The 26,556-nt window shown below is 62.1% G+C and carries 28 protein-coding genes and 1 other RNA gene; 9 read left to right on the top strand and 20 right to left on the bottom strand.

From position 1 onward, the window contains the following. Positions 1 to 6: 6 nt before the first annotated feature. From mraY to rsmI, 9 genes are all read right to left on the bottom strand, one after another. On the bottom strand, positions 7 to 1,089 hold the full coding sequence (gene mraY, locus KDB76_RS23675) for a phospho-N-acetylmuramoyl-pentapeptide-transferase (protein ID WP_023661969.1): 1,083 nt from the start codon (positions 1,087 to 1,089) through the stop codon (positions 7 to 9). Next, positions 1,089 to 2,456, bottom strand: a complete 1,368-nt coding sequence (murF, locus tag KDB76_RS23680) for a UDP-N-acetylmuramoyl-tripeptide--D-alanyl-D-alanine ligase (protein ID WP_023661970.1) — start codon at positions 2,454 to 2,456, stop codon at positions 1,089 to 1,091. Before murF ends, mraY begins: the two co-directional genes overlap by 1 nt. Next, positions 2,449 to 3,936 carry a UDP-N-acetylmuramoyl-L-alanyl-D-glutamate--2,6-diaminopimelate ligase gene (locus tag KDB76_RS23685; protein WP_024087705.1) on the bottom strand — a complete coding sequence of 496 codons (1,488 nt, stop codon included), beginning with the start codon at positions 3,934 to 3,936 and terminating at the stop codon, positions 2,449 to 2,451. Before KDB76_RS23685 ends, murF begins: the two co-directional genes overlap by 8 nt. Further along, on the bottom strand, positions 3,936 to 5,678 hold the full coding sequence (locus KDB76_RS23690) for a penicillin-binding protein 2 (protein ID WP_162150115.1): 1,743 nt from the start codon (positions 5,676 to 5,678) through the stop codon (positions 3,936 to 3,938). Before KDB76_RS23690 ends, KDB76_RS23685 begins: the two co-directional genes overlap by 1 nt. Further along, the gene (ftsL, locus tag KDB76_RS23695) at positions 5,678 to 5,971 is read right to left on the bottom strand and encodes a cell division protein FtsL (protein WP_003260787.1); all 294 of its coding nucleotides are present in this window, start codon (positions 5,969 to 5,971) and stop codon (positions 5,678 to 5,680) included. The genes KDB76_RS23690 and ftsL overlap by 1 nt, the downstream gene beginning before the upstream one ends. Next, positions 5,968 to 6,909 (bottom strand): 16S rRNA (cytosine(1402)-N(4))-methyltransferase RsmH, encoded by a 942-nt coding sequence (gene rsmH, locus KDB76_RS23700; RefSeq protein WP_169774642.1) that lies wholly within the window; start codon positions 6,907 to 6,909, stop codon positions 5,968 to 5,970. Before rsmH ends, ftsL begins: the two co-directional genes overlap by 4 nt. A gap of 2 nt (positions 6,910 to 6,911) precedes the next feature. Further along, positions 6,912 to 7,367, bottom strand: a complete 456-nt coding sequence (gene mraZ, locus KDB76_RS23705; RefSeq protein WP_004575120.1) for a division/cell wall cluster transcriptional repressor MraZ — start codon at positions 7,365 to 7,367, stop codon at positions 6,912 to 6,914. 308 nt (positions 7,368 to 7,675) lie between these two features. Next, an RNA gene (gene rnpB, locus KDB76_RS23710) (RNase P RNA component class A) lies at positions 7,676 to 8,035 on the bottom strand. A 67-nt stretch (positions 8,036 to 8,102) separates the two neighbouring features. After that, positions 8,103 to 8,897, bottom strand: coding sequence for a 16S rRNA (cytidine(1402)-2'-O)-methyltransferase (gene rsmI / locus KDB76_RS23715; protein WP_230397085.1), 795 nt, complete (start codon positions 8,895 to 8,897; stop codon positions 8,103 to 8,105). A gap of 267 nt (positions 8,898 to 9,164) precedes the next feature. Between rsmI and KDB76_RS23720 the strand changes: the two genes are divergently transcribed. The 5 genes from KDB76_RS23720 (at position 9,165) to KDB76_RS23740 (ending at position 12,991) form a co-directional block, all read left to right on the top strand. Next, on the top strand, positions 9,165 to 10,982 hold the full coding sequence (locus KDB76_RS23720; RefSeq protein WP_024087708.1) for a penicillin-binding protein activator: 1,818 nt from the start codon (positions 9,165 to 9,167) through the stop codon (positions 10,980 to 10,982). Next, positions 10,982 to 11,353 (top strand): YraN family protein, encoded by a 372-nt coding sequence (locus KDB76_RS23725; protein ID WP_013974121.1) that lies wholly within the window; start codon positions 10,982 to 10,984, stop codon positions 11,351 to 11,353. Before KDB76_RS23720 ends, KDB76_RS23725 begins: the two co-directional genes overlap by 1 nt. Positions 11,354 to 11,439: 86 nt before the next feature. Beyond that, entirely contained in the window at positions 11,440 to 12,033 is a 594-nt protein-coding gene (locus KDB76_RS23730; RefSeq protein WP_012274070.1) for a phosphoheptose isomerase, read from the top strand. Beyond that, on the top strand, positions 12,030 to 12,608 hold the full coding sequence (locus KDB76_RS23735; RefSeq protein ID WP_023662826.1) for a BON domain-containing protein: 579 nt from the start codon (positions 12,030 to 12,032) through the stop codon (positions 12,606 to 12,608). The genes KDB76_RS23730 and KDB76_RS23735 overlap by 4 nt, the downstream gene beginning before the upstream one ends. Before the next feature lie 164 nt (positions 12,609 to 12,772). Next, entirely contained in the window at positions 12,773 to 12,991 is a 219-nt protein-coding gene (locus tag KDB76_RS23740) for a YgdI/YgdR family lipoprotein (protein WP_013974122.1), read from the top strand. Between the two features lie 49 nt (positions 12,992 to 13,040). On the opposite strand, the gene KDB76_RS23745 is transcribed toward KDB76_RS23740, so the two are convergent. The 7 genes from KDB76_RS23745 to rplM form a co-directional block, all read right to left on the bottom strand. Further along, positions 13,041 to 13,472: a ClpXP protease specificity-enhancing factor gene (locus KDB76_RS23745; RefSeq protein WP_024087709.1), complete on the bottom strand. Its 432-nt coding sequence runs from the start codon at positions 13,470 to 13,472 to the stop codon at positions 13,041 to 13,043. Positions 13,473 to 13,482: 10 nt separating this feature from the next. Next, positions 13,483 to 14,106, bottom strand: a complete 624-nt coding sequence (locus tag KDB76_RS23750; RefSeq protein ID WP_023662824.1) for a glutathione S-transferase N-terminal domain-containing protein — start codon at positions 14,104 to 14,106, stop codon at positions 13,483 to 13,485. Positions 14,107 to 14,223: 117 nt separating this feature from the next. Then, a complete protein-coding gene (locus KDB76_RS23755) occupies positions 14,224 to 15,003 on the bottom strand; it encodes a cytochrome c1 (protein ID WP_013974125.1) in 780 nt (259 codons plus the stop codon). Then, positions 15,003 to 16,214, bottom strand: coding sequence for a cytochrome bc complex cytochrome b subunit (locus KDB76_RS23760; protein ID WP_003260795.1), 1,212 nt, complete (start codon positions 16,212 to 16,214; stop codon positions 15,003 to 15,005). The genes KDB76_RS23755 and KDB76_RS23760 overlap by 1 nt, the downstream gene beginning before the upstream one ends. Further along, a complete protein-coding gene (gene petA, locus KDB76_RS23765) occupies positions 16,214 to 16,807 on the bottom strand; it encodes a ubiquinol-cytochrome c reductase iron-sulfur subunit (protein ID WP_015271723.1) in 594 nt (197 codons plus the stop codon). The genes KDB76_RS23760 and petA overlap by 1 nt, the downstream gene beginning before the upstream one ends. A 263-nt stretch (positions 16,808 to 17,070) precedes the next feature. Further along, positions 17,071 to 17,463: a 30S ribosomal protein S9 gene (rpsI, locus tag KDB76_RS23770; RefSeq protein WP_003260797.1), complete on the bottom strand. Its 393-nt coding sequence runs from the start codon at positions 17,461 to 17,463 to the stop codon at positions 17,071 to 17,073. Between the two features lie 14 nt (positions 17,464 to 17,477). Further along, positions 17,478 to 17,906: a 50S ribosomal protein L13 gene (gene rplM / locus KDB76_RS23775; RefSeq protein ID WP_003260798.1), complete on the bottom strand. Its 429-nt coding sequence runs from the start codon at positions 17,904 to 17,906 to the stop codon at positions 17,478 to 17,480. A 257-nt stretch (positions 17,907 to 18,163) separates the two neighbouring features. On the opposite strand from rplM, the gene KDB76_RS23780 reads away from it, so the two are divergent. Continuing rightward, entirely contained in the window at positions 18,164 to 19,204 is a 1,041-nt protein-coding gene (locus KDB76_RS23780; RefSeq protein ID WP_038410127.1) for an NADP(H)-dependent aldo-keto reductase, read from the top strand. 262 nt (positions 19,205 to 19,466) lie between these two features. Beyond that, a complete protein-coding gene (locus KDB76_RS23785) occupies positions 19,467 to 20,387 on the top strand; it encodes a GlxA family transcriptional regulator (protein WP_169774643.1) in 921 nt (306 codons plus the stop codon). A gap of 117 nt (positions 20,388 to 20,504) precedes the next feature. On the opposite strand, the gene zapE is transcribed toward KDB76_RS23785, so the two are convergent. The 3 genes from zapE to KDB76_RS23800 all read right to left on the bottom strand — a co-directional run bounded on the left by zapE (position 20,505) and on the right by KDB76_RS23800 (position 23,774). Beyond that, entirely contained in the window at positions 20,505 to 21,599 is a 1,095-nt protein-coding gene (gene zapE, locus KDB76_RS23790; RefSeq protein ID WP_013974130.1) for a cell division protein ZapE, read from the bottom strand. A 164-nt stretch (positions 21,600 to 21,763) separates the two neighbouring features. Next, complete coding sequence (locus tag KDB76_RS23795) at positions 21,764 to 23,113, bottom strand: tryptophan--tRNA ligase (RefSeq protein WP_003257163.1); 1,350 nt, start codon at positions 23,111 to 23,113, stop codon at positions 21,764 to 21,766. Between the two features lie 25 nt (positions 23,114 to 23,138). Next, a complete protein-coding gene (locus tag KDB76_RS23800; protein WP_023662821.1) occupies positions 23,139 to 23,774 on the bottom strand; it encodes an alpha/beta fold hydrolase in 636 nt (211 codons plus the stop codon). A 135-nt stretch (positions 23,775 to 23,909) separates the two neighbouring features. Here KDB76_RS23800 and KDB76_RS23805 point away from each other — a divergent pair, with 135 nt between their 5' ends. Then, the gene (locus KDB76_RS23805) at positions 23,910 to 24,344 is read left to right on the top strand and encodes a DUF1043 family protein (RefSeq protein ID WP_003257164.1); all 435 of its coding nucleotides are present in this window, start codon (positions 23,910 to 23,912) and stop codon (positions 24,342 to 24,344) included. Between the two features lie 160 nt (positions 24,345 to 24,504). Here the strand turns inward: KDB76_RS23805 and KDB76_RS23810 are convergent, their stop codons facing one another. Further along, on the bottom strand, positions 24,505 to 25,701 hold the full coding sequence (locus KDB76_RS23810) for a methionine gamma-lyase (RefSeq protein WP_038410128.1): 1,197 nt from the start codon (positions 25,699 to 25,701) through the stop codon (positions 24,505 to 24,507). Between the two features lie 127 nt (positions 25,702 to 25,828). Between KDB76_RS23810 and KDB76_RS23815 the strand changes: the two genes are divergently transcribed. Beyond that, on the top strand, positions 25,829 to 26,308 hold the full coding sequence (locus KDB76_RS23815; protein WP_013974134.1) for an Lrp/AsnC family transcriptional regulator: 480 nt from the start codon (positions 25,829 to 25,831) through the stop codon (positions 26,306 to 26,308). Positions 26,309 to 26,556 lie beyond the last annotated feature (248 nt).

The raw sequence follows: 26,556 nt of genomic DNA on the forward strand, positions 1-26,556 counted from the left end.
GCTCATCTACCTCAGTTTCAGGGTTGCAAGGCCGATCAGCACCAGGATCACGGTGATGATCCAGAAGCGGACGATCACCCGTGGCTCTGGCCAGCCCTTGAGTTCAAAGTGGTGGTGGATCGGCGCCATGCGGAACACGCGCTTGCCGGTCAGCTTGAAGGAGGCAACCTGGATCACCACCGACAGGGTTTCCATGACGAACACGCCGCCCATGATGAACAGCACGATTTCCTGGCGGACGATCACGGCGATGGTGCCCAGCGCAGCGCCCAGCGCCAGCGCACCGACGTCACCCATGAATACCTGCGCTGGGTAGGTGTTGAACCACAGGAAGCCCAGGCCGGCACCGATCAGCGCGCCGCAGAACACGATCAGCTCGCCCGAGCCCGGCACATAGGGGATCAGCAGGTATTCGGCGAACTTAACGTTGCCCGACAGGTAGCAGAAGATGCCCAGAGCGCCGCCGACCATCACCGTCGGCATGATCGCCAGGCCGTCGAGGCCGTCAGTGAGGTTGACCGCGTTGCTCGAACCGACAATGACGAAGTAGGTCAGCACGACGAAGCCGATGCCCAGCGGAATGGTGACATCCTTGATGAACGGCAGGATCAGCGTGGTTTCGACGCTGGTCGGCGCGGTCTTGTAAAGGAAGATGGCTGCAGCCAGGCCGAACACCGACTGCCAGAAGTACTTCCAGCGGCTTGGCAGGCCACGCGAGTTCTTTTCGATCACCTTGCGGTAGTCGTCGACCCAGCCGATGGCACCGAATGCCAGGGTAACGATCAGCACCACCCACACGTAGCGGTTGGTCAGGTCGGCCCACAGCAGCGTGCTGACGGCGATGGCGGACAGGATCAGCGCCCCACCCATGGTCGGGGTGCCGGACTTGGACAAGTGCGATTGCGGGCCGTCGTTACGCACGGCCTGGCCGATCTGGCGGATTTGCAGGGTACGGATCATCCACGGCCCCAGCCACAGCGCCAGGGACAACGCGGTCAGCACACCCAGAATCCCGCGCAGGGACAGGTACTGGAAGACCGCGAAGCCTTTGTGGAACTGTTGCAGATACTCGGCCAACAGCAGCAGCATTAATGTTTCTCCCCGCTGGCACCGCACAATGCCGCCACGACGTTTTCCATCGCAGCGCTGCGCGAGCCCTTGATCAAGATAGTGGTGTCGCTGGCATTCTCGGCGCCAACCGCGTCGATCAGCTCAGCTTGAGTAGCGAAATGGCGGCCATTGGCTCCGAACGCCTTGACCGCGTGTGTCATGTTGGAACCCACTGCGTACAGGGCGTCGACCTTGCCACGCGCGTAGTCACCCACCTGACGGTGGCCTTCTTCCGCCCATTGCCCCAGTTCGCCGATATCCCCAAGCACCAAGACGGTGCGCCCGGAAAAGCCGGCGAGTATATCAATGGCCGCGCACATGGAGGTGGGATTTGCGTTGTAACTGTCGTCGATCACCCGCACGCCGTTCGGCGCAATCTGCGCCACGGTACGGCCCTTGACCGGTTGCACGGCAGCCAGGCCTGCGGCGATGCCGCTCAGGCTCAGACCAACGGCATGGGCAGCGGCAGCGGCGGCCAGGGCATTGCTGACGTTGTGCTCACCGAGCACATTGAGTTGCACGTCTACCGTGTCGCCAGCGCCATGCAGCTTGAACGACGGGCAACCACGGGCATCGCGGCCGATGTCAGAGGCATGGAAATCGGCCTTTGGATTGTTGCGGGCAAAGCTGAAGACCTTGTGCGCGCCGGCACGTGCCTTCCATATATCAAAGGCCTTGTCGTCCAGGTTGAGGATGGCGATACCGCCCTCGCCCAGGCCTTCGAGAATCTCGCCCTTGGCTTCGACGATCTTTTCCGGGCCGCCGAACTCGCCAACGTGGGCGGTGCCGGCGTTGTTGATGATGACCACCTGGGGCCGGGTCAGGCCGACGGTGTAGCGGATCTCGCCAATGCGCGAGGCGCCCAGCTCGATCACCGCGGCGCTGTGCTCGGGGGCGATCTCCAGCAGGGTCAGCGGCGCGCCGAGGTCGTTGTTCAGGTTGCCGCGGGTGGCGTGCACCAGGCCACGGGTGCGCAGGATGCTGGCGAGCATCTCCTTGACCGTGGTCTTGCCGCTGGAACCGGTGATGGCCACCACCGGCTTGTCGAAGGCAGCACGGTTCAGCGCGCCAAGCTGGCCGAGGGCCAGGCGGCAATCGGCGACCAGCAGCTGCGGCAGGTCGACATCGGCCACTTCACGCTCGACCAGGGCAGCGACAGCGCCCTTGGCCTTCACATCGGCCAGGTAGTCGTGGCCATCGAAGCGCGGGCCAGCCAGGGCGACGAACAATTGCCCGGCGCCAACACTGCGGCTGTCGATGCTGACGCCGGTGAAGGTGGCGTCAGCACCGATTTGTTGACCACTCAGTGCTGTGGTCAGCTGGCTGAGTGACATCGGCTTAAGCATGTGGAGCCTCCCAGGCTGCAAGTGCCTTTTCGGCCTCGGTCAAATCGGAGAAATCATGGCGCTCGCCATTGATCTCCTGGTAATCCTCGTGCCCCTTGCCGGCCAGCACGATCACATCGTCGGCAGCGGCGGTGGCGATCAGGTGCGCGATGGCTTCGCCACGACCGGCAACGAACTCGACTTCGACAGGCTTGGTGAAACCCGGGCGGATGTCGTCAAAGATGCGCAGCGGGTCTTCAGTACGCGGGTTGTCGTCTGTTACCAGCACGCGGTCGGCCAGGCGCTCGGCCACTTCAGCCATCAGCGGGCGCTTGCCGCGGTCTCGGTCGCCGCCGCAGCCGAAGAGGCACAGCAGCTTGCCGTGCGCATGCGGGCGCAGGGCTTCGAGCACTTTCTCCAGGGCGTCCGGGGTGTGCGCATAGTCGACCACCACCAACGGCTTGTCGCCCCCACCCAGGCGCTGCATACGGCCGATAGGCCCCTGCAGTTTCCGGGTGACCTCGAGGATTTCGTCCAGCGCATAGTCCAGCGCCAACAGAGTCGCCACGGCGGCGAGCATGTTGCTCAGGTTGAAGCGGCCCAGCAACTGGCTGCGCAGGGTACGTTCGCCCTGGGCGGTGACCAGGGTGGCGCACACGCCATCGTCATTGAACACGGCTTCACGGCAGTACAGCGAGGCCTCCGGGTTCTCCAGGCTGTAGCTGAGCAACCGGGTTTCGATATGGTCGACACTCGGGCGGCGGGCAAAATCGGCGGCCAGGCGACGGCCGAAATCGTCATCCAGGTTGACCACCTGGCAACGCAGGCTCGGCCAGGCGAACAGCTTGGCCTTGGCGGCCTCATAGGCCTCCATGCTGCCGTGGTAGTCCAGGTGGTCGCGGGACAGGTTGGTCATGACCGCAATGTCGAATTCCAGAGCGGCGACCCGGCCCTGCTCCAGTGCGTGGGAGGAAACCTCCATGGCCACGGCTTTGGCGCCACCTTTCTTGAGGTCATTGAGGGTCGACTGTACGGCGATCGGGTCGGGCGTGGTCAGGCGGCCACTCTGCAGCTCACCATAGAAGCCGGTACCCAAGGTGCCGATCAGGCCACAACGCTGGCCAAGCAAATCCAGCGCCTGAGCCACCAGCTGGGTGACGCTGGTCTTGCCGTTGGTACCGGTAACGCCCACCAGATTCAGCTGGCGGCTTGGTTCGCCATAGAAGCGACCTGCGATATCCGAAAGCTGGGCGATCAGGCCCTTGACCGGGATGAGCGGCACATCGGTGATTGGCAGGACGCTCGCGCCCTGCTCTTCATAGGCTACGGCGGCAGCGCCACGCGCCAGGGCATCGGCGATATGCTCGCGGCCATCGACCTTGGCACCCGGAACAGCCAGGAACAGATCACCCGGGCGCACATTGCGGCTGTCCAGCGTCAGTTCACGGATCAACGGGTCACGGCTGGCGTGAGCGAAAAGCTTGCTCAATGGCATTGTCATCATCCACGCCCTCCCTTGGCGGTTGCAGCTGCATTGACTTGCGATTGTTCGACGGGTGCCGGTGGCGGCAGGTTGTCTGGCGGAACGTTCATCAGGCGCAGTGTGCCGGACATGACCTTGCTGAATACCGGTGCCGAAACCAAGCCACCGAAGTAACCGCCCTTGCCAGGCTCATCGATCACCACGACGATGGCGTAGCGCGGGTCGCTCATCGGCCCGAAGCCGGCGAACAGCGAGCGGTAGGCGTTTTCGGTGTAGCCCTTGGAGCCCACGGTGGCTTTACGCGCGGTACCGGACTTGCCGGCCACGTGGTAGAACGGCACCTGGGCGCGGAACACGCCGCGCGGTGCTTCGATCACCTGTTGCAGCATGCCCTGAATGGTTTCGGCGGTTTCCTTCGGAATGGCCTGCACCGCTTCCGGGGCCTTGTCGACCTTGAGGATCGACAGCGGCACCATCTTGCCGTCGTTGGCCAGCGCCGCGTATGCATGCACCAGCTGCAGAGCGGTCACCGACACGCCATAGCCATAAGACAGGGTCGCAGTCTCGGCCTTGCGCCACTCGCGATGGTTGGGCAGGTTGCCGACGCGCTCGCCGGGGAAGCCAAGGCCGGTGTACTGGCCCAGGCCGACCTGGGACATGACCCGGTAGATGGCCTCGCCGCCGATGTCGAAGGCGATCTTGCTCATGCCGACGTTACTGGAGTTGATCAGGATACCGGTCAGGTCGAGGATCGGGCCTTCGCTCTTGGACACGTCCTTGATGGTGTAGCGACCAATTTGCAGGCTGCCCGGGTACACCTCGACCTTGTCGGTCGGCTTCCAGCGACCACTTTGCAGCGCCGCGCTCATGGAGATCGGCTTGACCGTGGAGCCCGGCTCGAACACGTCGATGATCGCGCGGTTACGCATGGCGGCCGGGAACATGCTGCGGCGGTTGTTGGGGTTGTAGGTCGGCTGGTTGACCATGGCCAGGACCTCACCGGTCTTGACGTCCATGATCACCAGGCTGCCGGCCTTGGCGTCCTGTTCGGCAATGGCGTTGCGCAGCTCGCGGGTGGCCAGGTACTGCAGGCGCAGGTCTATCGACAACGCCAAGGTCTTCCCGGCCTTGGCGTTCTTGGTTACCTGGATGTCCTTGATCAGCCGGCCGCGCCGGTCCTTGATCACCTGCCGCTTGCCGGGTACGCCAGCCAGCCATTCGTCATAGGCCAGCTCCACCCCTTCGCGACCGTGGTCGTCGAGGTCGGTGAAGCCGACCATGTGCGCGGTGACATCACCGGCCGGGTAGAAGCGGCGGAATTCTTCCAGGCCATACACGCCCGGCACTTTCAGGTCGAGCACATGCTGGCCCTGCTCCGGGGTCAGGCCGCGGACCAGGTAGATGAACTCTTTGCTGGCCTGCTGGGTCAGGCGCTCGGTCAGCTGCTGCGGGTTCTGCCCCAGTGCTGCTGCCAGCTGCGGCCAGCGGTCCTTGGAGGCCTGCATTTCCTTGGGGTTGGCCCACAGGGTGGTGACCGGGGTACTGACCGCCAACGGTTCACCGTTACGGTCGGTGATCAGGCCGCGGTGAGCCGGGATAGGGATGTGACGCAGGCTGCGCGCATCGCCCTGCCCCTTGAGGAAGTCACGGTCGACTACCTGCAGGTCGATGATGCGCCAGCAGATGGCACCGACCATCAGCGCCAGCAAGCCGATCACCACGCGGAAGCGCCAGGGGTAGAGTGCGCCTTCGAGCTTCATCATGGCGCCACCATCCGCACTTCGTCAGCCGAAGGTACGCGCATCTTCAGTTGCTCGGAAGCCAGGTTCTCGATGCGACTGGCGGCGGTCCAGGTGCTTTGTTCGAGAATCAGCCGGCCCCATTCGGCCTGGGCCTTGTCACGTTCGTTCAATTCGCCGTACAGCGTGTTGAGCAACTGACGGTTCCAGTGCGCGCTGTAGGACACGGCGATGGCCGAAACCAGCACGGCAACGAACAGCAGAAGCATCAGGAAGCTTCCGCCTGGCAAAGGTTTGGCAAACAGCCTGCTCACCGCAGCTTCTCCGCCACCCGCATAACGGCGCTGCGCGCCCGCGGGTTGGCCTTGAGCTCGGCGTCGGAAGCGAACTGAGCCTTGCCGATGAGCTTGATTTTCGGCTCGAAGACCTTGTGCTGTACCGGCAGGTTGCGCGGCAGGTTGTCAGCCTCGCCCTTGGCCAGCTTGCGCATGAACAGCTTGACGATGCGGTCTTCCAGCGAATGGAAGCTGATCACTGCCAGGCGGCCGCCCACTTCCAGCGCATCGATCGCGGCCTCCAGGCCTGCCTCGAGATCACCCAGTTCGTTGTTGACGTGAATGCGCAGGCCCTGGAAGGCGCGGGTCGCCGGGTTCTTGCCCTTCTCCCAGGCCGGGTTGGCCACCTTCAGCACCTCGGCGAGGTCGCCGGTGCGGGTGAACGGTTGCTGTTCGCGGCGCTGCACCACGGCGCGAGCCATGCGCTTGGCGAAACGCTCTTCGCCGTACTCCTTGAACACACGGGCTATTTCTTCTTCAGGTGCAGTGGCGATGAACTCGGCGGCGCTGATGCCCTGGTCCGGGTTCATGCGCATGTCGAGCGGGCCATCATTGAGGAAGCTGAAGCCCCGCTCGGGGTCATCCAGCTGCGGCGAGGAAACGCCCAGGTCCAGCAATACGCCGCTGACCTTGCCATCCAGGCCACGCTCGGCCACTTCCGCCCCCAGCTCGGCAAAGCTGCGCTGCACAATGACAAAGCGGCCGTCTTCGGCCGCCAGCGCTTGCCCCGTGGCAATCGCCTGTGGATCTTTGTCGAAACCCAGCAGCCGCCCTTGCGGCCCGAGCTTGCTGAGAATCAGCCGGCTGTGCCCGCCACGGCCAAAGGTGCCGTCCAGATAGCAACCGTCGGCGCGCAGGGCCAATGCCTCGACAGCTTCGTCGAGCAGGACGGTAATGTGGTTGAAGCCGCTATCTATGGTCACAGGATCAGGTCACGCAATTCGTCGGGCATGGCGCCCGGTTGTTGAATAGCTGCAAGGTCTGCTGCCGAAACCGCGTTCCAGGCATCTTCATCCCACAGCTGGAATTTGTTCAGTTGCCCCACCAGCATCGCCTTCTTGTCGAGCTTGGCGTACTCACGCAGACGGGGCGGCACCAGGAAACGCCCACTGCCATCGAGCTCCAGGTCAACCGCGTTACCGATCAGCAAACGCTGAAGGCGGCGGTTTTCCTCACGCAACGATGGCAAGGCACGCAACTTGGCTTCTATCTGCTCCCACTCATCGAGGGGATAAACACACAAGCAGGGGTCAACGGCGTCGATGGTCACGATCAGCTGACCATTGCAACGCGAATCGAGCTCGTCACGGTACCGGCTCGGCATGGCGAGACGGCCCTTGGCATCGAGGCTGACGGCGTTGGCTCCGCGGAACACGGCTGCGATTCCCCACAATGTTAGCTTTTTTGTGTCAGAAAACCCACTTCATCCCACTTTCTGCCACTTGCGCACACTATAGGAATCCGCCCGCAGCACCGTCAAGGCACGTTCGGAAGGAAAAGCCTTACAGGACCGAGATTTAGCGCAATAAAGGAATGCGGAAGGACTACCGAGCAGAAAAAAACACGAGAAAAATCAAACCCACGCAGGCGAATGGAGTTCGAAGTTAAAGTGAATTATTAAGAGTAAGATTTTTTCGGTATTACCAGAGGACATCTGCTATCGAATAAAGCAGGGAGGGAAAGGTGGAGAGTCGATCTGTAAGCCGGGTTTTGTCGAGGACAGTCATTCCTCTACGACGGCCATCACTGGACGCCTCTAGCAACCTACCCGGTTCCGACGCGGGCCACGCCTGATGGAACCCTATTTGGTCTTGCTCCGAGTGGGGTTTACCTAGCCACGAACTGTTGCCAGCCGTGCGGTGCGCTCTTACCGCACCTTTTCACCCTTACCGGCACCGAAGTGCTTAGGCGGTTATTTTCTGTGGCACTTTCCGTAGGCTCGCGCCTCCCAGGCGTTACCTGGCACTCTGCCCTATGGAGCCCGGACTTTCCTCCCCCTGCTGTTGCGGAACAAAAGCAGGCAGCGACTGTCCGATCGACTCTCCGCCGCCAAGATTAACGGCACGCGCGCCCAAGAACAAGCAATACCGGCATTTATATCAATATGCCACTATTCGGCTTTCTGCTTTTCCAGTGCAAGTTGATACAGCAGGTTCTTGCGCACCCCGGTAATTTCCGCAGCCAGCGCCGCCGCCCGCTTGAGTGGCAGCTCGGCCAGCAGCAGGTCGAGCACCCGTTGCGCCTCGGCACTGACCGCCTGTTCGCCCTCCGGCGCACTCCAGCCACCGACCAGTACCACGCACTCACCGCGCTGCTGGTTGCTGTCACCAGCAACGAACGCGCGAAGCTCGGCCAGGGGCAGGCCCTTGAGGGTCTCGAAGGTCTTGGTCAGTTCACGCGCCAATAGCGCCGGGCGCTCGCCACCGAATACCGCCTCCATGTCTTCAAGGCATTCCAGGATACGGTGCGGGGCCTCGTAGAAGATCAGCGTGCGCGGCTCTTCCTTTACCTGCTCCAGGCGCGCCCGCCGTCCCGCCGCCTTGGCCGGCAGGAAGCCTTCGAAGATGAAGCGGTCCGACGGCAGGCCGGCTGCCGACAGCGCGGCGATCAGAGCGCAGGCGCCCGGCACCGGCACCACATTTACCCCCGCAGCACGCGCCTGGCGCACCAGGTGGTAACCCGGATCGGAAATCAGCGGCGTGCCGGCATCGGAAACCAACGCAACGTTCTCGCCCGCCAGCAGCTTGGTGAGAAAACGCCCGCCCTCGTCACGCTCGTTGTGCTCATGGCATGCCGCCAGCGGCGTGTCGATGCCGAAGTGCTGCAGCAGACGGATCGAATGACGGGTATCTTCCGCCGCGATCAGGGCCACGTCCGCCAGCACCTTCAGCGCCCGGGCACTCATGTCGTCGAGGTTGCCGATAGGGGTTGCGACCACATACAGCGTCCCCACCGTGGATTTCGAAGCCCCTGCCACATCAGTCACTGCGCACACCTGTCGTTCGGATCAAAGGCGCCATTGTAGCCCGAGCGCCTGCAACAGGGCGCAAAGAACTTCGCCGACGACCGATGGCAGGCCTCCTATAGTGAAGGATCGACACGGCAACATCGCGCCCCGGCCAGCGCTTGGGTACAATTGCCGGCCACCTTGATCGAGTAACAGGACCTTTACATGATCGCTTGCCTGCGGCTGTTCACAGCCCTCTGCCTTGCTGCCTTGCTGGCAGCCTGCGCCAGCTCGCCCTCATCCAGCCTGGGCGAACTGCCACGCACCCCGGACGCCAGCATCGAGCAACTGCTCGAAAAGGCTGCTTCCAGCAAGTCCGCGGAAGACGCCGCGCTGCTGCGCCTGAGCGCAGCCGACCTGGCCTACAGGCAGAAGGACTTCCCACGCGCCGCACGCATCCTCGAGCAGGTGCCGCTGGACACGCTCAAGCCGGCCCAGCAAGTGTTCGCCAGCACCCTCGGTGCCGAGCTGGCCATGAGCCGCAACCAGCCCAAGGCTGCCCTGGCCGCCCTGGCCCACCCCAGCCTGCAGCGCGTCGCCGAACTGCCGGAAGAACAGCAAGCGCGCACCTACAGCGTGCACGCGGCCGCCCTCGAAGCCGATGGCCAGGCCCTCGCCGCCGCGCAACAGCGCGTGCTGCTGGGCCCGCTGCTCAGCGGTCAGGCCGCCAGCGCCAACAATGACGCCATCTGGGCACTGGTCGCCTCGCTGCCGGCAGAGCAACTGCAGCAGCCAGGCAACGACCAGACCCTTGCCGGCTGGACCAGCCTGGCCTTCGCGGTAAAAAGCGCCGGCACCCTGGAACAGCAGCAAGCGGCGATCGACGCCTGGGTCAAGCAGCACCCGGACCACCCGGCCGCCCAGCAACTGCCGCTGGCTCTGACCAAGCTCAAGGAGCTGGCCAGCCAACCGCTGACCAAGATTGCCCTGCTGCTGCCTCAGGAAGGCCCGCTTGCCGGTGTTGCCCGCGCCCTGCGTGACGGTTTCATGGCTGCACACTTCCAGGCCCAGCAAGCCGGCCAGCAGGCGCCAGCCGTGCAGGTATTCGACAGCTCGCGCATCGGCTCGCTCGACGACTTCTATCGCCAGGCCCAGGCCGCAGGCGTACAGCTGGTCATCGGCCCACTGGAAAAACCGCTGGTCAAGCAACTGGCTGCCAAGCCACAACTGCCGATCACCACCCTGGCCCTGAACTACGCCGACGCCGGCCAGAAGGCTCCACCGCAGCTGTTCCAGTTCGGCCTCGCTGCCGAAGACGAAGCCCGTGAAGTGGCCCGTCGCGCCCGCGCCGATGGCATGGTCCGCGCAGTTGCCCTGGTACCGAGCGGCGAATGGGGCGATCGCGTGCTTGCCGCCTTCCGCCAGGACTGGGAAGGCAACGGTGGCACTCTGCTCGCCGCCGAGCGCATTGCCCAGCCGGTCGCACTGGCCCAGCAGATTGCCGACCTGTTCCAGCTGCGCCAGAGCGAAGGCCGCGCCAAGAGCCTGCAGAGCACGGTAGGTGGCAGCATCGCCGCGCAGCCGTCGCGCCGCCAGGACATCGACTTCATCTTCCTCGCCTCGACCCCGCAACAGGCCCAGCAGATCAAGCCGACCCTGAACTTCCAGTACGCCGGTGACGTACCGGTCTACGCCACCTCGAACCTGTACAGCGCCAGTGGTGACGTCAACCAGTACAACGACATGAACGGTATCCGCTTCTGCGAAACCCCGTGGCTGCTGGACACCAGCAACAGCCTGCGCCAGCAGGTCGTGCAGCAGTGGCCGCAAGCGGCCGGCAGCCTTGGCCGCCTGTATGCCATGGGCGTCGACGCCTACAGCCTGGCGCCGCGCCTGGGCCAGCTGAAAGCACTGCCGGACAACCGCGTACTGGGCCTTTCAGGCAGCCTGAGCATGAACGCCAACCAGCGTGTCGAGCGCCAGCTGCCTTGGGCCGAGTTCGTCCGCGGCCAGGTCCAGCGCCTGCCTGATACCGCCCGCTGATGGCAGCAGCGTCGCCCACCAGCGCCGGGCAGGCAGCGGAAACCCAGGCCCTTGAGTACCTTCAAGGGCAAGGCCTGCAACTGCTGGCGCGCAACTGGCGATGCAAAGGCGGTGAGCTTGATCTGGTCATGCTCGACGCCGATACAGTAGTATTCGTCGAAGTCCGCTACCGGTTGCACGCGGGCTTCGGTGGCGCCCTCGGCAGTATCGACGGGCGCAAGCAGAAACGGTTGGTGCTCGCCGCCAGCCTGTTCCTGCAGAAGGAGCCCCACTGGGGTAACCACCCCTGCCGCTTCGACGTAGTCGCCCTGCAGGGCAGCCACCATGCAGGCAGACCGCTTCAATGGCTGAAAAACGCCTTCGAATGCTGAACCCATTCCGATTTTTTTGCTCTATGTTTCGCGGGCTGGTCGTTGTTGCGCGTAGCAAAGGCCACCGCCCCACTTAAGGTCACCAGATGGACATGCAATCCCGAATTCGCCGGCTATTCCAGGCCAGCATCGATACCAAGCAACAGGCAATGGACATCCTGGCACCGCACATCGAGCAGGCCAGCCTGGTCATGGTCAACGCGCTGCTCAACGAGGGCAAGATGCTCGCCTGTGGCAACGGCGGCTCGGCCGGCGATGCCCAGCACTTTTCCTCCGAGCTGCTCAATCGCTTCGAGCGCGAACGCCCGAGCCTGCCGGCCATCGCGCTGACCACCGACAGCTCGACCCTGACCTCGATCGCCAACGACTACAGCTACAACGAAGTCTTTTCCAAGCAGATCCGCGCGCTGGGCCAGCCCGGTGACGTGCTGCTGGCGATCTCCACCAGCGGCAATTCGGCCAACGTGATTCAGGCGATCCAGGCCGCACATGACCGCGAAATGATTGTCGTAGCATTGACTGGTCGCGATGGCGGCGGCATGGCTTCGCTGCTGCTGCCCGAAGACGTGGAAATCCGCGTGCCTTCGACGGTTACCGCGCGTATCCAGGAAGTCCACCTGCTGGCGATCCACTGCCTGTGTGATCTGATCGACAGCCAACTGTTCGGGAGTGAAGAATGACCCCTACGCGCCTCGGCCTTATGGCCCTGACCCTATGCCTGAGCGTCACTGGTTGCAGCTCGGTGCTGACCTCTACCCGCAATTCGCCAATCGAGGACGATCGCGGAACGCGCACCATCGGCAGCAAGATCGACGACTCGCTGATCGAAACCAAGGCCTCGGTCAACATCGCCAAGGCCAGCCCTGACCTGGACAAAGGTTCGCACATCGTTGTCAGCAGCTACAACGGCATCGTCCTGCTGGCCGGCCAAACACCGCGCGCCGACCTCAAGAGCCTCGCCGAGCAGACTGCCAGCCAGGTACAGCGCGTCAAGAAAGTGCACAACGAGCTGCAGGTGATGCAGCCCTCCTCCATCCTGGCGCGCAACAACGACGCCTGGCTGACCACCAAGATCAAGACCCAGATGCTGACCGACAATGCCGTGCCCAGCTCGCGCATCAAGGTAATTACCGAGAACGGCATCGTTTACCTGCTTGGCCTGGTGACCCAACAGGAGGCCAACTCGGCCACTGCCGTGGTACAGGGCGTTTCGGGCGTGCAGAAGATCGTCAAGCTGTTCGAGTACATCGACTGATTCACTGATTACCTGCACCGGCCTCTTCGCGGGTAAACCCGCTCCCACACGAATCTCACAGCTTTCGAGGCTTGTTGTATTCCTGTTGGAGCGGGTTTACCCGCGAAAAGGCCAGCACAAGCAACAACACTGCCCCACGTTTCAGAAAAACCAGGAAACACCGCATGAAAAAGCTTCTGCTGCCTGCCCTGCTATTCGGCACTTTCGCCACCCTGGCCGGCTGCTCTACACCAAGCCTGATCACCCTCAACGATGGCCGTGAATTCCAGGCCGTCGACGTACCGAAGTTCGACCGTGACGCCGGCTTCTACGAGTTCCAGCAACTCGATGGCAAGCGTACCCGCATCAACAAGAACCAGGTACGCACCATCAGCGACCTGTAAGCAGGGCTGGCAGTAAAGAAAAGGCGACCCGGTTGGATCGCCTTTTTTATTACTTGACCACTTTCAGACTTGGTCGACCAGTCGGGCGTGGCGGCTGGCCACCACCCTCTGGCGGGCCATCGTCATCCGGCTGCACATCATCATCTTCCTGCTCATCGTCATCCATCATGGACGACTCCAGCTCGAAGACCATACCTTGGCCATTCTCGCGGGCGTAAATACCCAGGATGGCGCCAACCGGCACGTACAGCGAGTGGGCCACGCCACCGAAGCGGCCCTCGAAGCTGACCGCCTCGTTGTCCATGTGCAGGCTGCGCACGGCACTTGGCGAGATGTTCAACACGATCTGGCCATCACTGGCGAAACCGTCCGGCACCTGGACCTTCGGGAATTCGGCATTGACCAGCATATGGGGCGTGCAATCGTTGTCGACGATCCACTCGTACAGTGCTCGAACCAGATAGGGGCGACTGGAGTTCATCAACGGCTCCTTAAAGCTTGCGCATTTCACGTTCTACGGAGGACAGGCTCGCCTGGAAAGGCTCGCGGGCAAACTGCCGCTCCATGTATTCCAGCAGCGGCTTGGCTTGCCGCGGCAACTCGATGCCCAACACCGGCAGACGCCAGAGTATGGGCAGTAGACAACAATCGACCAGGCTTTGCTCCTCACTCATGAAGCAGGCGAACTCGCCGAACAACGGCGAGACCCCGGTCAGGCTCTCACGCAACGCCTTGCGCGCTTCGGCTCGGTCAGCCTCGCTGCTGCGCGGATCGAGCACGGTATCGGCCAGGGAGCACCAGTCGCGCTGGATGCGGTGCATCAGCAAGCGACTGTTCCCCCGCGCAACCGGGTACACCGGCATCAGCGGCGGATGTGGATAACGCTCCTCGAGGTATTCCATCACCACGGTCGATTCATACAGCGCCAGGTCACGGTCGACCAGGGTCGGCACGCTGCCGTAAGGGTTCACCTCGGCCAGCTTGGGCGGCAGGCGACTGGGGTCGACATCGATGACCTGCACGCTGATACCCTTCTCGGCGAGCACGAGGCGTACCCGATGAGAATAGTGATCAGCGGGGTCGGAATAGCAGGCTAACCTGTTGGTTACGCCCATGTAGCGCCTCCTCGCACGGGATGCTTGTAAAACTGTAAATGAAAACGCGCCCGTGGGGACCTGGCAGATCTGCCAGGCCACCACGGGCGCGTTCAACAACCAGAAACTACTGCGTGATCAGTGCACGTCCTTCCAGTATTCACGCTTGAGCAAATAGGCGAATACGAAGAAGAAAGCCAGGTACAGCAACACGTAGGTACCGATGCGCTGGCTTTCCAGTTTGACCGGGTTGGCCGAATAGGCCAGGAAGGTCACCAGGTTCTTGACCTTCTCGTCGAACTGCTCGGTCGTCAGGGTACCGGAATTCGGCGTAATGGTCAGCTGGTCGCAGGCTTCATGGGTCAGCGGGCTACCAGTCAGTGGGTCGAATTGCTTCTTGCCATCGGTTACGGTCTGCACCTGCTTGCAGCCAACCACCTGGTTACCCTGCAAGCCGACCAGCACGTTAGGCATGCCGACGTTCGGGAACACCTTGTTGTTCACCCCATAAGGCCGCGACGGGTCCTCATAGAAGCTGCGCAGGTAGGTGTACAACCAGTCGGTACCACGCACTCGGGCCACCAGGGTCAGGTCGGGCGGTGCAGCGCCGAACCAGGTCTTGGCGTCACTGGGCTTCATGCCGATCTGCATGTGGTCACCGATCTTGGCACCGGTGAACACCAGCTTCTCGAGCATCAGCTCGTGGGGGATGCCCAGGTCATCAGCAACCCGCTCGTAACGCTGGAACTTCGCACTGTGGCAACCCATGCAATAGTTGGCAAAGGTACGCGCACCGTCCTGCATGGCGGCCTTGTCGCTCAGGTCGATGTCGACCTTGTCCAGCTCCAGGCCCGTTTCGGCAGCGAAGGAAAAGGCAGGCATCACTGCCAGCAAAAATACTGCAATCAACTTTTTCATCAGCCAGTCACCCTTTCCGGAACCGGTTTGGTCTTCTCGAGCCTTGTGTAGAACGGCATCAGCAGGAAGTAGGCGAAGTACAACACCGTGCACACCTGCGACAGCAAGGTACGCCCAGGTGTCGGCGCCAGCACGCCCAGTATGCCGAGGATGACGAAGGCCACACAGAACACCAGCAGGAAGAGCTTGCTGATCCAGCCCTTGTAGCGCATGGAGCGGACCGGGCTGCGGTCGAGCCAGGGCAAGACGAACAACACGGCAATGGCCGCACCCATGGCAATGACGCCCATCAGCTTGTCAGGCACCGCACGCAGGATCGCGTAGAACGGCGTGAAGTACCACACAGGCGCAATGTGCTCGGGGGTCTTGAAGGCGTTCGCCTGCTCGAAGTTAGGTTTCTCCAGGAAGTAACCGCCCATTTCCGGGAAGAAGAACACCACGGCGCAGAACACGAACAGGAACACCACCACGCCGACAATATCCTTGACGGTGTAGTACGGGTGGAACGGGATACCGTCCAGCGGGATACCGTTTTCGTCCTTTTTCTTCTTGATGTCGACGCCATCGGGGTTGTTCGAACCCACTTCATGAAGGGCGAGGATGTGCAGGACCACCAGGCCGAGAATCACGATCGGCAAGGCAACCACGTGCAGGGCGAAGAAGCGGTTCAGAGTGATACCCGAGATCAGGTAGTCACCACGGATCCATTGGGTGAGGTCGCCACCGATCACCGGAATGGCACCGAACAGCGAGATGATCACCTGGGCACCCCAGTACGACATCTGGCCCCACGGCAGCAGGTAGCCCATGAAGGCTTCGGCCATCAGCGCCAGGTAAATCAGCATGCCGAACAGCCACACCAGTTCACGCGGCTTCTGGTAGGAACCGTAGAGCAGGCCGCGGAACATGTGCAGGTAGACGACGATGAAGAACGCCGATGCACCGGTGGAGTGCAGGTAGCGCAGGATCCAGCCGTATTCCACATCCCGCATGATGTACTCGACCGAGGCGAACGCCTCTTCTGCCGAGGGCGTGAAGCTCATGGTCAGCCACACACCGGTGACGATCTGGTTGACCAGCACCAGCAACGCCAGCGAGCCGAAGAAGTACAGGAAGTTGAAGTTCTTGGGTGCGTAATACTTGCTCAGGTGGTCTTCCCACATCTTGGTCGCGGGGAAGCGAGCATCAATCCAGTCCATGAACTTGCTCATCATGCGTTCTCCTGGTCAACGCCGATGACGACGATCTCGTCCGACTCGTAAGAGTGCGGTGGCACGGGCAGGTTGAGTGGCGCCGGCTGCGACTTGTAGACACGGCCGGCCAGGTCGTAGTGGGAACCGTGGCACGGGCAGAAATAGCCACCGACCCATTTCGGGCCAAGGTCGGCGGGTGCGACTTCCGGGCGGAAGGTGGGCGAGCAGCCCAGGTGTGTGCACAGGCCAACAAGGATGAGGATTTCCGGCTTGATCGAACGAACCTGCGGATCGACGTAGGTGGGCTGCACCGAGGCCTTGGACTCGGGGTCAGCCAGATCACCTACGACCTTTTTCAGGTTACCGAGGATCTCGTCCGTTCGCCGCACGATGAACACTGGCTGACCGCGCCACTCGGCCACCATCTGCTGCCCGGCCTCGACCTTGGCGATATTGACCTTCACCGGTGCACCCGCGGCTTTCGCCTTGGCACTGGGAAACCATGACCCCACGAACGGTACCGCAGCCCCCACTGCCCCCGCCGCCCCGACTACGGATGTCGCGGCTACGAGGAAGCGGCGCCGGCCTGCGTTGACGCCGTCATTGCTCATTCAGTCCTCTCCCATCAGCTTGCTTGACCAGTTGGACCTGGCCTGTACTTAGGTAATGTCTGTGGCACTAAAAATTGGCCGCCATGGTAAGAAACAAATCCACACACTGACAAGGTGATTACCCGGGGAACGGGCTACAACCCTCGCTTTGCTTGATCTGCGTCTATGCGGCAAGTCGTCACGGACATGCTGACAGGTTAGTTCAAGACATAAAAAAAGCCCGGTTCCAAAGAACCGGGCTTTTTTCGACTGCCGAAGCGGTATTAACGCTTGGAGTACTGAGGACGCTTACGCGCTTTACGCAGACCCACTTTCTTACGCTCGACTTCACGAGCGTCGCGGGTGACGTAGCCAGCACGACGCAGAGCGCCACGCAGGGTTTCGTCGTATTCCATCAGAGCGCGGGTGATACCGTGACGGATCGCACCGGCTTGACCGCTGACACCACCACCGGAAACGGTGACGTAGATGTCGAACTTCTCAACGGTTTCGGTCAGCTCGAGCGGCTGACGAACAACCATGCGAGCGGTTTCGCGACCGAAGAACACGTCCAGAGAACGGTTGTTGATGGAAATGTTACCAGTACCCGGACGCAGGAATACGCGAGCGGTTGCGGTCTTGCGACGGCCAGTGCCGTAGTTTTGAGTCGCCGACATAATGAACTATCCCGTTAGATCTTCAGTTCTTGAGGCTGCTGAGCAGTGTGTGGGTGAGCAGCACCCGCGTACACTTTCAGCTTGCGGTACATGTCGCGACCCAGCGGGTTCTTCGGCAGCATGCCTTTGACCGCAGTTTCGATAACACGCTCAGGGGCCTTGGCGATCAACTTCTCGAAGTTGATTTCCTTGATACCGCCCGGGAAACCGGAGTGGGAGTAGTACATCTTGTCGGAAGACTTGGCACCAGTCACACGAACCTGCTCGGCGTTGATAACGACGATGTAGTCGCCGGTGTCAACGTGAGGGGTGTATTCTGGCTTGTGTTTGCCACGCAGACGGCTAGCGATTTCGGTAGCCAGACGACCCAGGGTCTGGCCAGCGGCGTCGACTACGAACCACTCGCGCTTTACTGTTTCCGGTTTAGCAGTAAAAGTTTTCATTCTCTAAAGCCTCAGAGGCCGCCCAGCGAAAAATAGACGGCGAATCTTACTGGATAGTGCACAGCTTGCCAAGGGCAAGCGCGCAGCCGAACGCTGACGCTTTTGGGGGCTCGGGTCAGGCACGCCAATGTTCGACGGGGTTCTTCCTGCGTGGTGGTGCATCACTTCCGCCACACGGAGAGGTGCCGAATTATCCAGATTGCGCGAAAAATTTCAACCTGCTTTGATGGGCTTCTTTGCCAAGGAGTGTCTATCCGATGGAATACCGCCAGCTCGGCCGTACCGACCTCAATGTCAGTGCCCTGTGCCTTGGAACCATGACCTGGGGCGAGCAGAACGTTCAGGCCGAGGCCTTCGAGCAGATTGCCCGGGCCAAGGCCGCCGGGGTCAACTTCATCGACACCGCCGAGATGTACCCGGTGCCGCCCCGCCCCGAAACCTACGCCGCCACCGAGCGCATCATCGGCAACTGGTTCCGCGCCAATGGCGATCGCGATGACTGGGTGCTGGCCAGCAAGGTCGCCGGCCCCGGCAACGGCATCAGCCACATCCGCGACGGCCAGCTCAAGCACAACCGCCAGCACCTCGTCGCCGCGCTGGACGAGAGTCTCAAGCGCCTGCAGACCGACCGCATCGACCTGTACCAGCTGCACTGGCCCGAGCGCAGCACCAACTTCTTTGGCAAGCTGGGCTACCAGCATTTGCCACAGGACCACTTCACCCCGCTGGAAGAAACCCTTGAAGTACTCGACGAGCAGGTGCGCGCAGGCAAGATCCGCCACGTCGGCCTGTCCAACGAAACGCCGTGGGGCACCATGAAGTTCCTGCAACTGGCTGAAAGCCGCGGCTGGCCGCGAGCAGTATCGATCCAGAACCCTTACAACCTGCTCAACCGCAGCTTCGAGGTGGGCCTGGCGGAAGTGGCCATCCGCGAGCAGTGCGGCCTGCTGGCCTATTCGCCGCTGGCGTTCGGCATGCTCTCCGGCAAATACGAGAACGGCGCACGCCCGGAAAACGCACGCCTGACCCTGTTCAGCCGCTTTGCCCGCTATTCCAACCCACAGACCGTGGCGGCCTGCAGCCGCTATGTGCAGCTGGCCCGCGAGCACGGCCTGGACCCGGCGCAGATGGCCCTGGCATTTGTCACCCGGCAGCCGTTCGTGACCAGCAACATCATTGGCGCGACCAGCCTCGAGCAGTTGGACAGCAACCTTGCCAGCCTCGAGCTGAGCCTGAGTGATGAACTGCTGGCGGCGATCGAGGCGATTCACCAGGAGCAACCGAACCCGGCGCCTTGAGCCGGACCCTGTGCTGGTTTCTTCGCGGGCTCGCCCGCTCCCTGCCCCTCAGGCCTGCGGGTTACCTGTGGGAGCGGGCAAGCCCGCGAAGAAACCAGCGCGGTGTAGCAGGCTAGACACAATCGCCAAAAAATAAGACGATCCAGCCGGTGATTGACCACTCTACCCTATAAGAACAATGACAATGATGTTTACCCAACCCTCCGCGTCGCTGCGGCGCGTCAGCATCCTGGCCATTGACAAGGTGTTCGCTTCGACCTTGATGCAGGCCAAGGATTTCTTCCACCTCGCCAGCTTGCGCTACAGCAAGCAACTGGGCCTGGGCCTGCAGCCCATGTTCGAGATTCGCCTGGTGAGCCCAGACGGCCAGCCCGTGGACAGCTTCAGCAATGTGCAGTTGCCGGTCGAAGGCGGCCTAGACGACGCCGACGTGATCATCCTCCCGGCCTTCTGGGATGACTTCGACAACCTGCTGCAACGTTATCCACAGGTACTGCCTTGGCTGCGTGAACAGCATGCCCGCGGCTCGGTGCTGTGCGCCGAGGCCAGTGGCGTATTCTGGCTGGCCGAGTCCGGCCTGCTCGATGGCAAGGAAGCGACCACCTACTGGCGCTTCTTCAACAGCTTTGCCGAACGCTTCCCGAAGATCCGACTGAACCAGGACAAGCATCTGACAGATGCAGACAACCTCTATTGCGCCGGCGGGACCACTTCAGCCTGCGACCTGTACATCTATCTGATCGAACGCTTCTGCGGCGCCAACGTGGCCCGCGCCGTGTCCCGCGACATCCTCTACGAAGTGCAGCGCAACTACACCCCGGGACGCATGGGCTTTGGCGGGCAGAAGCTGCACCAGGACCTGATCATCCTGCAGATACAGCACTGGCTGGAAGAACACTTCGCCGACAAGTTCCGCTTCGAGGACGTGGCTCGCAACCACGGCATGAGCATTCGCAATTTCATGCGGCGTTTCCAGAGCGCTACGGGTGACAAGCCGCTGCACTACCTGCAACGGTTGAGGATCGAGACGGCCAAGGGCTTGTTGTCGAGCACGCGCAAGAGCATCAAGACCATCAGTTATGAGGTGGGCTATGACGATGCCAGTTTCTTTGCGCGGCTGTTCCGCCAGCATACCGAGTTGTCGCCGAACCAGTATCGGCAACAGTTCATGCAAGAGGCTTGAGGCCAATGGGGCTGCTCTGCAGCCCATCGCGACACAAGGCCGCTCCTACAGGGAATCGCGTAATCCTGTAGGAGCGGCCTTGTGTCGCGAAAGGGCCGCAAAGCGGCCCCGGTAATTTCAAGGCTTGTGCGCCCGCGCCAGAAACTCGTGCGACTGCATCTCCAGCAAGCGACTCAGGGTACGCTGGAACTCGAAGGCCAAGCGCCCACCGGTATACAGGTCCTTCAGCTCCACCTCGGCCGAGATGATCAGTTTGACGTTGCGGTCGTAGAACTCGTCCACCATGTTGATGAAGCGGCGGGCGATGTCGTCGGTGGTGACACCCATCTGCTCCACGTTGCTCAACAGCACGGCATGGAAGATCTTGCCCAGTTCGATGTAGTCGTTCTGGCTGCGGGGGCCGTCGCACAGGGCGCGGAAGTCGAACCAGGCCACGTCGTCACAGGTAAGCAGGGCATTGATCGGGCGATTCTCGATCATCAGCACGTCGTTCTGGACCGCCTGGGTGCACTCGGGGGTCAGTGCCTTGAAGCTTGCGCGCAGGCTCTGGTGAGCCGCTTCATCGAGCGGGTAATGGTAAAGCTCGGCCTGCTCCAGGTGACGCAGGCGGTAGTCGACCCCGCTGTCGACGTTCACCACCTCGGTGTACTGCTTGATCATGGCGATGGCCGGCAGGAAACGCGCGCGCTGCAGGCCGTCCTTGTACAGGCCGTCCGGCACGATGTTGGAGGTAGCCACCAGCGATACGCCGTTCTTGAACAACTCTTCCATCAGGGTGCCGAGAATCATCGCGTCGGTAATGTCCGACACGAAGAATTCGTCGAAACAGATGACCTTGGCTTCTTCGCTGAAGCGCTTGGCAATGATGGTCAGCGGGTTCTTCTCGCCCTTGAGGGTTTTCATCTCCTCGTGCACACGCTTCATGAAGCGGTGGAAGTGCGTGCGCATCTTCTGCTTGAACGGCAGCGCCTCGAAGAAGGTATCGACCAGGTAGGTCTTGCCGCGCCCTACCCCACCCCAGAAGTACAGGCCCTTGACCGGGGTCTGCTCCTTCTTGCCGAACAGCTTGCCGAACACACCCGGCTTGTTGTTCTGCGCGTGTACCAGGTCATCGTACAGGCGCTGCAGGTGACGCACCGCAGTTTCCTGCGCCGCGTCATGGAAGAAGTCGGGACGTTTCAGATCTGCTTGATATCGTTCTAGGGGCGTCATGATTCGTTAGCGAGGCAACAAAAAACGGGCCGTCACTGTAGCGACAGGCCCGCTTAATGGCAATCAGACTTGCGTCAATATGCCTCATCCAGACCAACTAAGTGCTGGATGGCACCGGCTTTGCCGGTGTTCGCGGGCAAAACCGCTCCTACAGGCGAAATGCCTCAGTCCGGTTGTGGCGCAAGCGCTGCACGCAGGCTTTCGATGGCCGAATCACGGGCTTCGGCGCTGTCGAACTGCGGCCCCTCGGCAACCTGTTCACCGTTCAGCCACAGACCGAAACCCAGGCCTTCGACGCGTACATCCGCCTCGCCACCTTGCTGCAGCTGCTTGCTCACGGCGCCGGCGCTCTTGCCGTCGGCGAAGCTGCGCGACAGCAGCAGTTGCTCGCCATCAGCGGCAAGCAGGCGGAAGCGGAAGCTGCCGTCTTCATCGCGGAAGCTGACGAAACGCGCACTCTTGGCGGCCTTCTTCTTCACTTCGGTGCTGGCCTGCACGCTGCTACGGAACGAACGCAGGCCAACAGCCTCGCGCAGCTGCTCGAGGAATGGCGTGGCGATCTTGCGAGCCTTGGCAGCGCCGGCCAGCAGGATGTCTTCCAAGTCCGCCGGGCGGGCGATCAGCTGGTGGTAGTACTCGCGCTTCTCGGCCAGCTGGCCGTCCAGCAGCTGGAACAGCCGCTGCTTGGCCTCGCCCCAGCCCAGGCCCTGCAGCAGCTCTTCACGGAACTCGGCGCACTGCGCCGGCGTCGAGAAGGCCTGGAACAGGGTGAACAGGTGAGCGTTGTCCGGGTCTTTCGCCTCGCCAGGCGCACGCGAGTCGGTGACGATGCGCGAGATGGCGTCTTTCATCTCCTTGGCGCTGGTGAATAGCGGGATGGTGTTGTCGTAGCTCTTGGACATCTTGCGCCCGTCCAGGCCCGGCAGGGTCGCCACGCTCTCCTCGATCACCGCTTCCGGCAGGGCGAAGAAGTCCTTGCCCTGGCCGAACAGGTGGTTGAAGCGCTGACCGATGTCGCGGGCCATTTCCACGTGCTGGATCTGGTCACGACCGACCGGCACCTTGTTGGCGTTGAACATCAGGATGTCCGCAGCCATCAGCACCGGGTAGCTGTACAGGCCCATGGTCACGCCGGCATCCGGGTCCTCGCCATTTTCCAGGTTCTTGTCCACCGAGGCCTTGTAGGCGTGTGCACGGTTGAGCAGGCCCTTGGCGCTGACGCAGGTCAGCAGCCAGGTCAGCTCGGGGATTTCCGGGATATCGGACTGGCGGTAGAAGGTCACCTTGTCCGGATCGAGACCGCCGGCCAGCCAGGTGGCGGCAATTTCCAGACGCGAACGCTGGATGCGCAGCGGGTCGTCGCACTTGATCAGGGCGTGGTAGTCGGCCAGGAAGTAGAACGAGTCGACACCGGGCTGCTGGCTGGCACGGATCGCCGGGCGGATGGCGCCGGCGTAGTTGCCCAGGTGCGGAGTGCCGGTGGTGGTGATACCGGTGAGAATGCGCGTGGTCATGGGTGTTCGCTTATTCAGGCTTGGCTCAGTTCGAAAGGCGCGGCAGCAGCAGATCCTTCAGATCGGTCAGCTTGCCATGGAAGAAGTGTCCGCATTCTGCCACTTTCAGCAGCTCATGGGGGCGCGACAGGCTGTCGGACCATTCGTAAACCAGCTGCGGCGCGACGACTTCGTCGGCGTCCGGCTGCACCACGGTGATCGGGCAGCGCTGCGGCAGCGGGAAATCCGCCGTCAGGCGCATGACCGCCGGGGCGATCATGAACAGCTGCTGCAGCTCTACTCCAGTGGCCTCCAGGCGGCCGGCCAGGCTGGTGGCGACAAAACCACCGAACGAGAAGCCCATCAGCACCAGCGGCAGGCCCAGATGCTTTTCGCGCAGCCAGGCCGCAGCGGCTTCGGCATCGGCCACCTCGCCAGCGCCCATGTCATGGGTACCTGCGCTCTGCCCGACGCCACGGTAGTTGAACCGCAAGGTCACGTAGCCGGCGTCACGGGCGGTGCGTTGCAAGGTCGAGACCACCTTGTTGAGCATGGTGCCGCCCTGGACCGGGTTGGGGTGGCAGATCAGCACCGCGCCACGTGCATTGGCCACGTCCAGGTACAAGGCTTCCAGCTGGCCGCTGGGGCCATCGATGAACAAGGGGGTTTCGCGGACAAGCAAGGCACTACTCCGTGACCTCGGGAGGGGTCGATTCGTCTAGATGAGGAATTCTGTTCTGATTTGCGATCGCTCGCGGTATACAGCGCAGGTCTGAGCCGTTAACGTAAAGCAAAGCCGTTTATAGAGGAAGGACTCGTGGAACTCTCGCTCCTTGTTTGGTTGTTGCCGACCCTGGCCCTGGTCATCGGTGTGGTGGTTGGGTTCGTCGTCGCTCGCCTGCTGCCCAATGCCGCGCCGAGCAGCACCCAGCGTCAACTGGATGATATCCAGAAGCGCTTCGACAGCTATCAGAACGAAGTGGTTACTCATTTCAACAGCACTGCCGTGCTGGTCAAGAAACTGACCCAAAGCTATCAGGACGTGCAGGACCACCTGGCCGAAGGCGCCAACAGCCTGGCCCTGGACGACGTCACTCGCCAACGCTTGCTGGCAGCCCTGCACTCCGAGGCAGCGCAAGGCCCACGCGACCGTTTGACCCCGCCGAAGGACGCCGAAGTGCCACGCGACTACGCGCCGAAAGCACCGAACTCGCCGGGCATGCTCGACGAGAGCTACGGGCTCAAGCGCTGATCTGCAGAAAATGACAAAGGCCTCGCAAGAGGCCTTTTTCATGGGCTGGATTCACTGGGCTCTTCGCGGGTGAACCCGCTCCCACAGGGGCGGCGCAGGTTTCAAATACTGCGCCTGACCTGTAAGCGGGTTTACCCGCGAAGAGGTCGGCCCAGGCAACCTAGCTGCAGGCCTGCAATGCCTGCTCGACATCCGCTAGCAGGTCCTCCACGTCCTCCAGCCCCACCGACAGGCGCACCAGCCCCTCCGATATCCCGTGATGGGCCCGCTCCTTCGCGGTATAGCTTGAGTGCGTCATGCTCGCCGGATGCTGCGCCAGCGACTCGGCATCGCCCAGGCTCACCGCCCGCGCAAACAGTTGCAGGGCATTCATGAATCTGCGCCCGGCCTCGATCCCCCCCTTGAGCTCGAACGCGATCATCCCGCCCGGCAAACGCATCTGCCGCTGCGCCAGCTCGTACTGGGCAAACGACGGCAAACCCGGGTAGTGAATCAGCTCCACCTGCGGCTGCCGCGCCAGAGCCTCGGCCACCTGCTGGGCATTTGCGCAATGGCGGTCCATGCGCAGGGCCAAGGTCTTGATACCGCGCATCAGCAGCGACGCATCGTGGGGTGACAGCACCGCCCCGGTCATGTCCTTCAGCCCTTCCAGGCGAATGCGGTCGACCAGCGCCTTGCGCCCCACCACCAGACCGGCAGTGATATCGCCGTGGCCACTCAGGTACTTGGTCGCCGAATGCACCACCAGGTCCGCCCCCAGCTCCAGCGGCCGCTGCAGGTAAGGCGTGCAGTAGGTGTTGTCGACCACCACATGCGCATCGTGCCCGCGCACCGCTTCGGCCACCGCGGCGATATCCACCAACTGCATGTTGGGGTTGGCCGGCGTTTCGAAGTAGATCATCCGCGTTTTGCTGTTGATCGCCGCTTTCAGGGCCTTGGCATCGTTCAGGTCGACATGGCGGATCTTCACCCCGAATTCGCCAATGCCATGGTGCAGGAAAGCAAAAGTGCAGCCGTACAATGTACGCCCGACGATCAGCTCATCACCAGGGCGCAACAGGGTCCAGATCGTCGAGGTGATGGCCCCCATGCCCGACGCCAATGCCAGCCCCGCCTCGCCGCCCTCCAGCGAGGCCATGCGCTGTTCCAGCAGGGCCAAGGTAGGGTTGGAAATGCGGCTGTAGAAATGCCCCGGCTCCTCCCCGGCGAAGCAAGCAGCACCGTATTCGACTGTGGGGAAGGCATAAGTAGCGGTCTGGTACACCGGCGGCACCAGGGCGCCACCGTGGGAAAGCGGATCGTAGCCATGGTGAATGGCCCGCGTGGAAAAACCGGTGTTGTTATGGGAGTCGCGCATGGCAACAGCCTCTTGTGGTTTGCTATAAGCTTATGCCACCGAGCTGCCCGATTTTTTCCAAAATGGCCCACGCATACGCGTGCTTGTTGGAACAAAAACAATAATTACCGGACCAGAAGGGTAAAACATGCCTTCACGCCTCGACCGTACCGACCGCGCCCTGCTCGCTGCCCTGCAGGACAACGCCCGCCTCACCGTTGCCGAACTTGCCGACCAGGTAGCGCTAACCACCTCGCCGTGCTGGCGGCGGGTCAAGTTGCTGGAGGACAACGGCTACATCACCGGCTACCAGGCCATTCTCTCGCCCAAGTCACTGGGGTTTGGCGTCACCGCGTTCGTCAGCATCATGATGGACTCGCACACCAAGGACATGGCACTGGCATTCGAACAGCGGCTGATGGAAATTCCCGAGATTGTCGCCTGCCACAACATCTCCGGGCGCTACGACTTCTTGCTTGAGATCCTGGCGCGGGATCTGGAGTCGTTTGGCGAGTTCACCCGGGAAGTGCTGCAGCGGTTGCCGGGGGTGAAGGAGATCTACTCGAGTTTTTCCTACAAGGCAGTGAAGGAACGGCGGGTGATACCGGTTTCGGAAAAACACATCTGAACGAAATGCACAGTCCGTGCGGGAACAACTGCCTTGCTCAAAATCCAAAGCTCACGCAATCCTTTGTGGGAGCGGCCTTGTGTCGCGAAAGGGCTGCGCAGCAGCCCCAGCAATTTGTGCATCAGTGCTGAGACCCGGGGGCTGCTGTGCAGCCCTTTCGCGACACAAGGCCGCTCCCACAGGAGACCCGCGCATGTATGCCGGGCATAGAAACAAAAAACCCCGCCGAGGCGGGGTTTTTCTTGCAG

The sequence above is a fragment of the Pseudomonas sp. JS425 genome (genome assembly GCF_018223845.1).
In the GTDB taxonomy this organism is placed as follows: Bacteria; Pseudomonadota; Gammaproteobacteria; order Pseudomonadales; family Pseudomonadaceae; genus Aquipseudomonas; species Aquipseudomonas asiatica.

Excerpts from the sequence above, each read along its gene's own strand:
- KDB76_RS23785 (WP_169774643.1), top strand. The coding sequence starts at position 19,467 with ATGCAGGCCAAGGATTTCTTCCACCTCGCCAGCTTGCGCTACAGCAAG.
- KDB76_RS23760 (WP_003260795.1), bottom strand. The coding sequence starts at position 16,214 with ATGAGCAAGTTCATGGACTGGATTGATGCTCGCTTCCCCGCGACCAAG.
- zapE (WP_013974130.1), bottom strand. The coding sequence starts at position 21,599 with ATGACGCCCCTAGAACGATATCAAGCAGATCTGAAACGTCCCGACTTC.
- KDB76_RS23745 (WP_024087709.1), bottom strand. The coding sequence starts at position 13,472 with ATGAACTCCAGTCGCCCCTATCTGGTTCGAGCACTGTACGAGTGGATC.
- KDB76_RS23780 (WP_038410127.1), top strand. The coding sequence starts at position 18,164 with ATGGAATACCGCCAGCTCGGCCGTACCGACCTCAATGTCAGTGCCCTG.
- KDB76_RS23740 (WP_013974122.1), top strand. The coding sequence starts at position 12,773 with ATGAAAAAGCTTCTGCTGCCTGCCCTGCTATTCGGCACTTTCGCCACC.
- KDB76_RS23720 (WP_024087708.1), top strand. The coding sequence starts at position 9,165 with ATGATCGCTTGCCTGCGGCTGTTCACAGCCCTCTGCCTTGCTGCCTTG.
- KDB76_RS23725 (WP_013974121.1), top strand. The coding sequence starts at position 10,982 with ATGGCAGCAGCGTCGCCCACCAGCGCCGGGCAGGCAGCGGAAACCCAG.
- KDB76_RS23815 (WP_013974134.1), top strand. The coding sequence starts at position 25,829 with ATGCCTTCACGCCTCGACCGTACCGACCGCGCCCTGCTCGCTGCCCTG.
- KDB76_RS23750 (WP_023662824.1), bottom strand. The coding sequence starts at position 14,106 with ATGGGCGTAACCAACAGGTTAGCCTGCTATTCCGACCCCGCTGATCAC.
- KDB76_RS23690 (WP_162150115.1), bottom strand. The coding sequence starts at position 5,678 with ATGAAGCTCGAAGGCGCACTCTACCCCTGGCGCTTCCGCGTGGTGATC.
- KDB76_RS23755 (WP_013974125.1), bottom strand. The coding sequence starts at position 15,003 with ATGAAAAAGTTGATTGCAGTATTTTTGCTGGCAGTGATGCCTGCCTTT.
- murF (WP_023661970.1), bottom strand. The coding sequence starts at position 2,456 with ATGCTTAAGCCGATGTCACTCAGCCAGCTGACCACAGCACTGAGTGGT.
- mraY (WP_023661969.1), bottom strand. The coding sequence starts at position 1,089 with ATGCTGCTGCTGTTGGCCGAGTATCTGCAACAGTTCCACAAAGGCTTC.
- KDB76_RS23735 (WP_023662826.1), top strand. The coding sequence starts at position 12,030 with ATGACCCCTACGCGCCTCGGCCTTATGGCCCTGACCCTATGCCTGAGC.
- KDB76_RS23810 (WP_038410128.1), bottom strand. The coding sequence starts at position 25,701 with ATGCGCGACTCCCATAACAACACCGGTTTTTCCACGCGGGCCATTCAC.
- rsmI (WP_230397085.1), bottom strand. The coding sequence starts at position 8,897 with ATGAGTGCCCGGGCGCTGAAGGTGCTGGCGGACGTGGCCCTGATCGCG.
- rpsI (WP_003260797.1), bottom strand. The coding sequence starts at position 17,463 with ATGTCGGCGACTCAAAACTACGGCACTGGCCGTCGCAAGACCGCAACC.
- rplM (WP_003260798.1), bottom strand. The coding sequence starts at position 17,906 with ATGAAAACTTTTACTGCTAAACCGGAAACAGTAAAGCGCGAGTGGTTC.
- KDB76_RS23685 (WP_024087705.1), bottom strand. The coding sequence starts at position 3,936 with ATGACAATGCCATTGAGCAAGCTTTTCGCTCACGCCAGCCGTGACCCG.
- petA (WP_015271723.1), bottom strand. The coding sequence starts at position 16,807 with ATGAGCAATGACGGCGTCAACGCAGGCCGGCGCCGCTTCCTCGTAGCC.
- KDB76_RS23730 (WP_012274070.1), top strand. The coding sequence starts at position 11,440 with ATGGACATGCAATCCCGAATTCGCCGGCTATTCCAGGCCAGCATCGAT.
- KDB76_RS23795 (WP_003257163.1), bottom strand. The coding sequence starts at position 23,113 with ATGACCACGCGCATTCTCACCGGTATCACCACCACCGGCACTCCGCAC.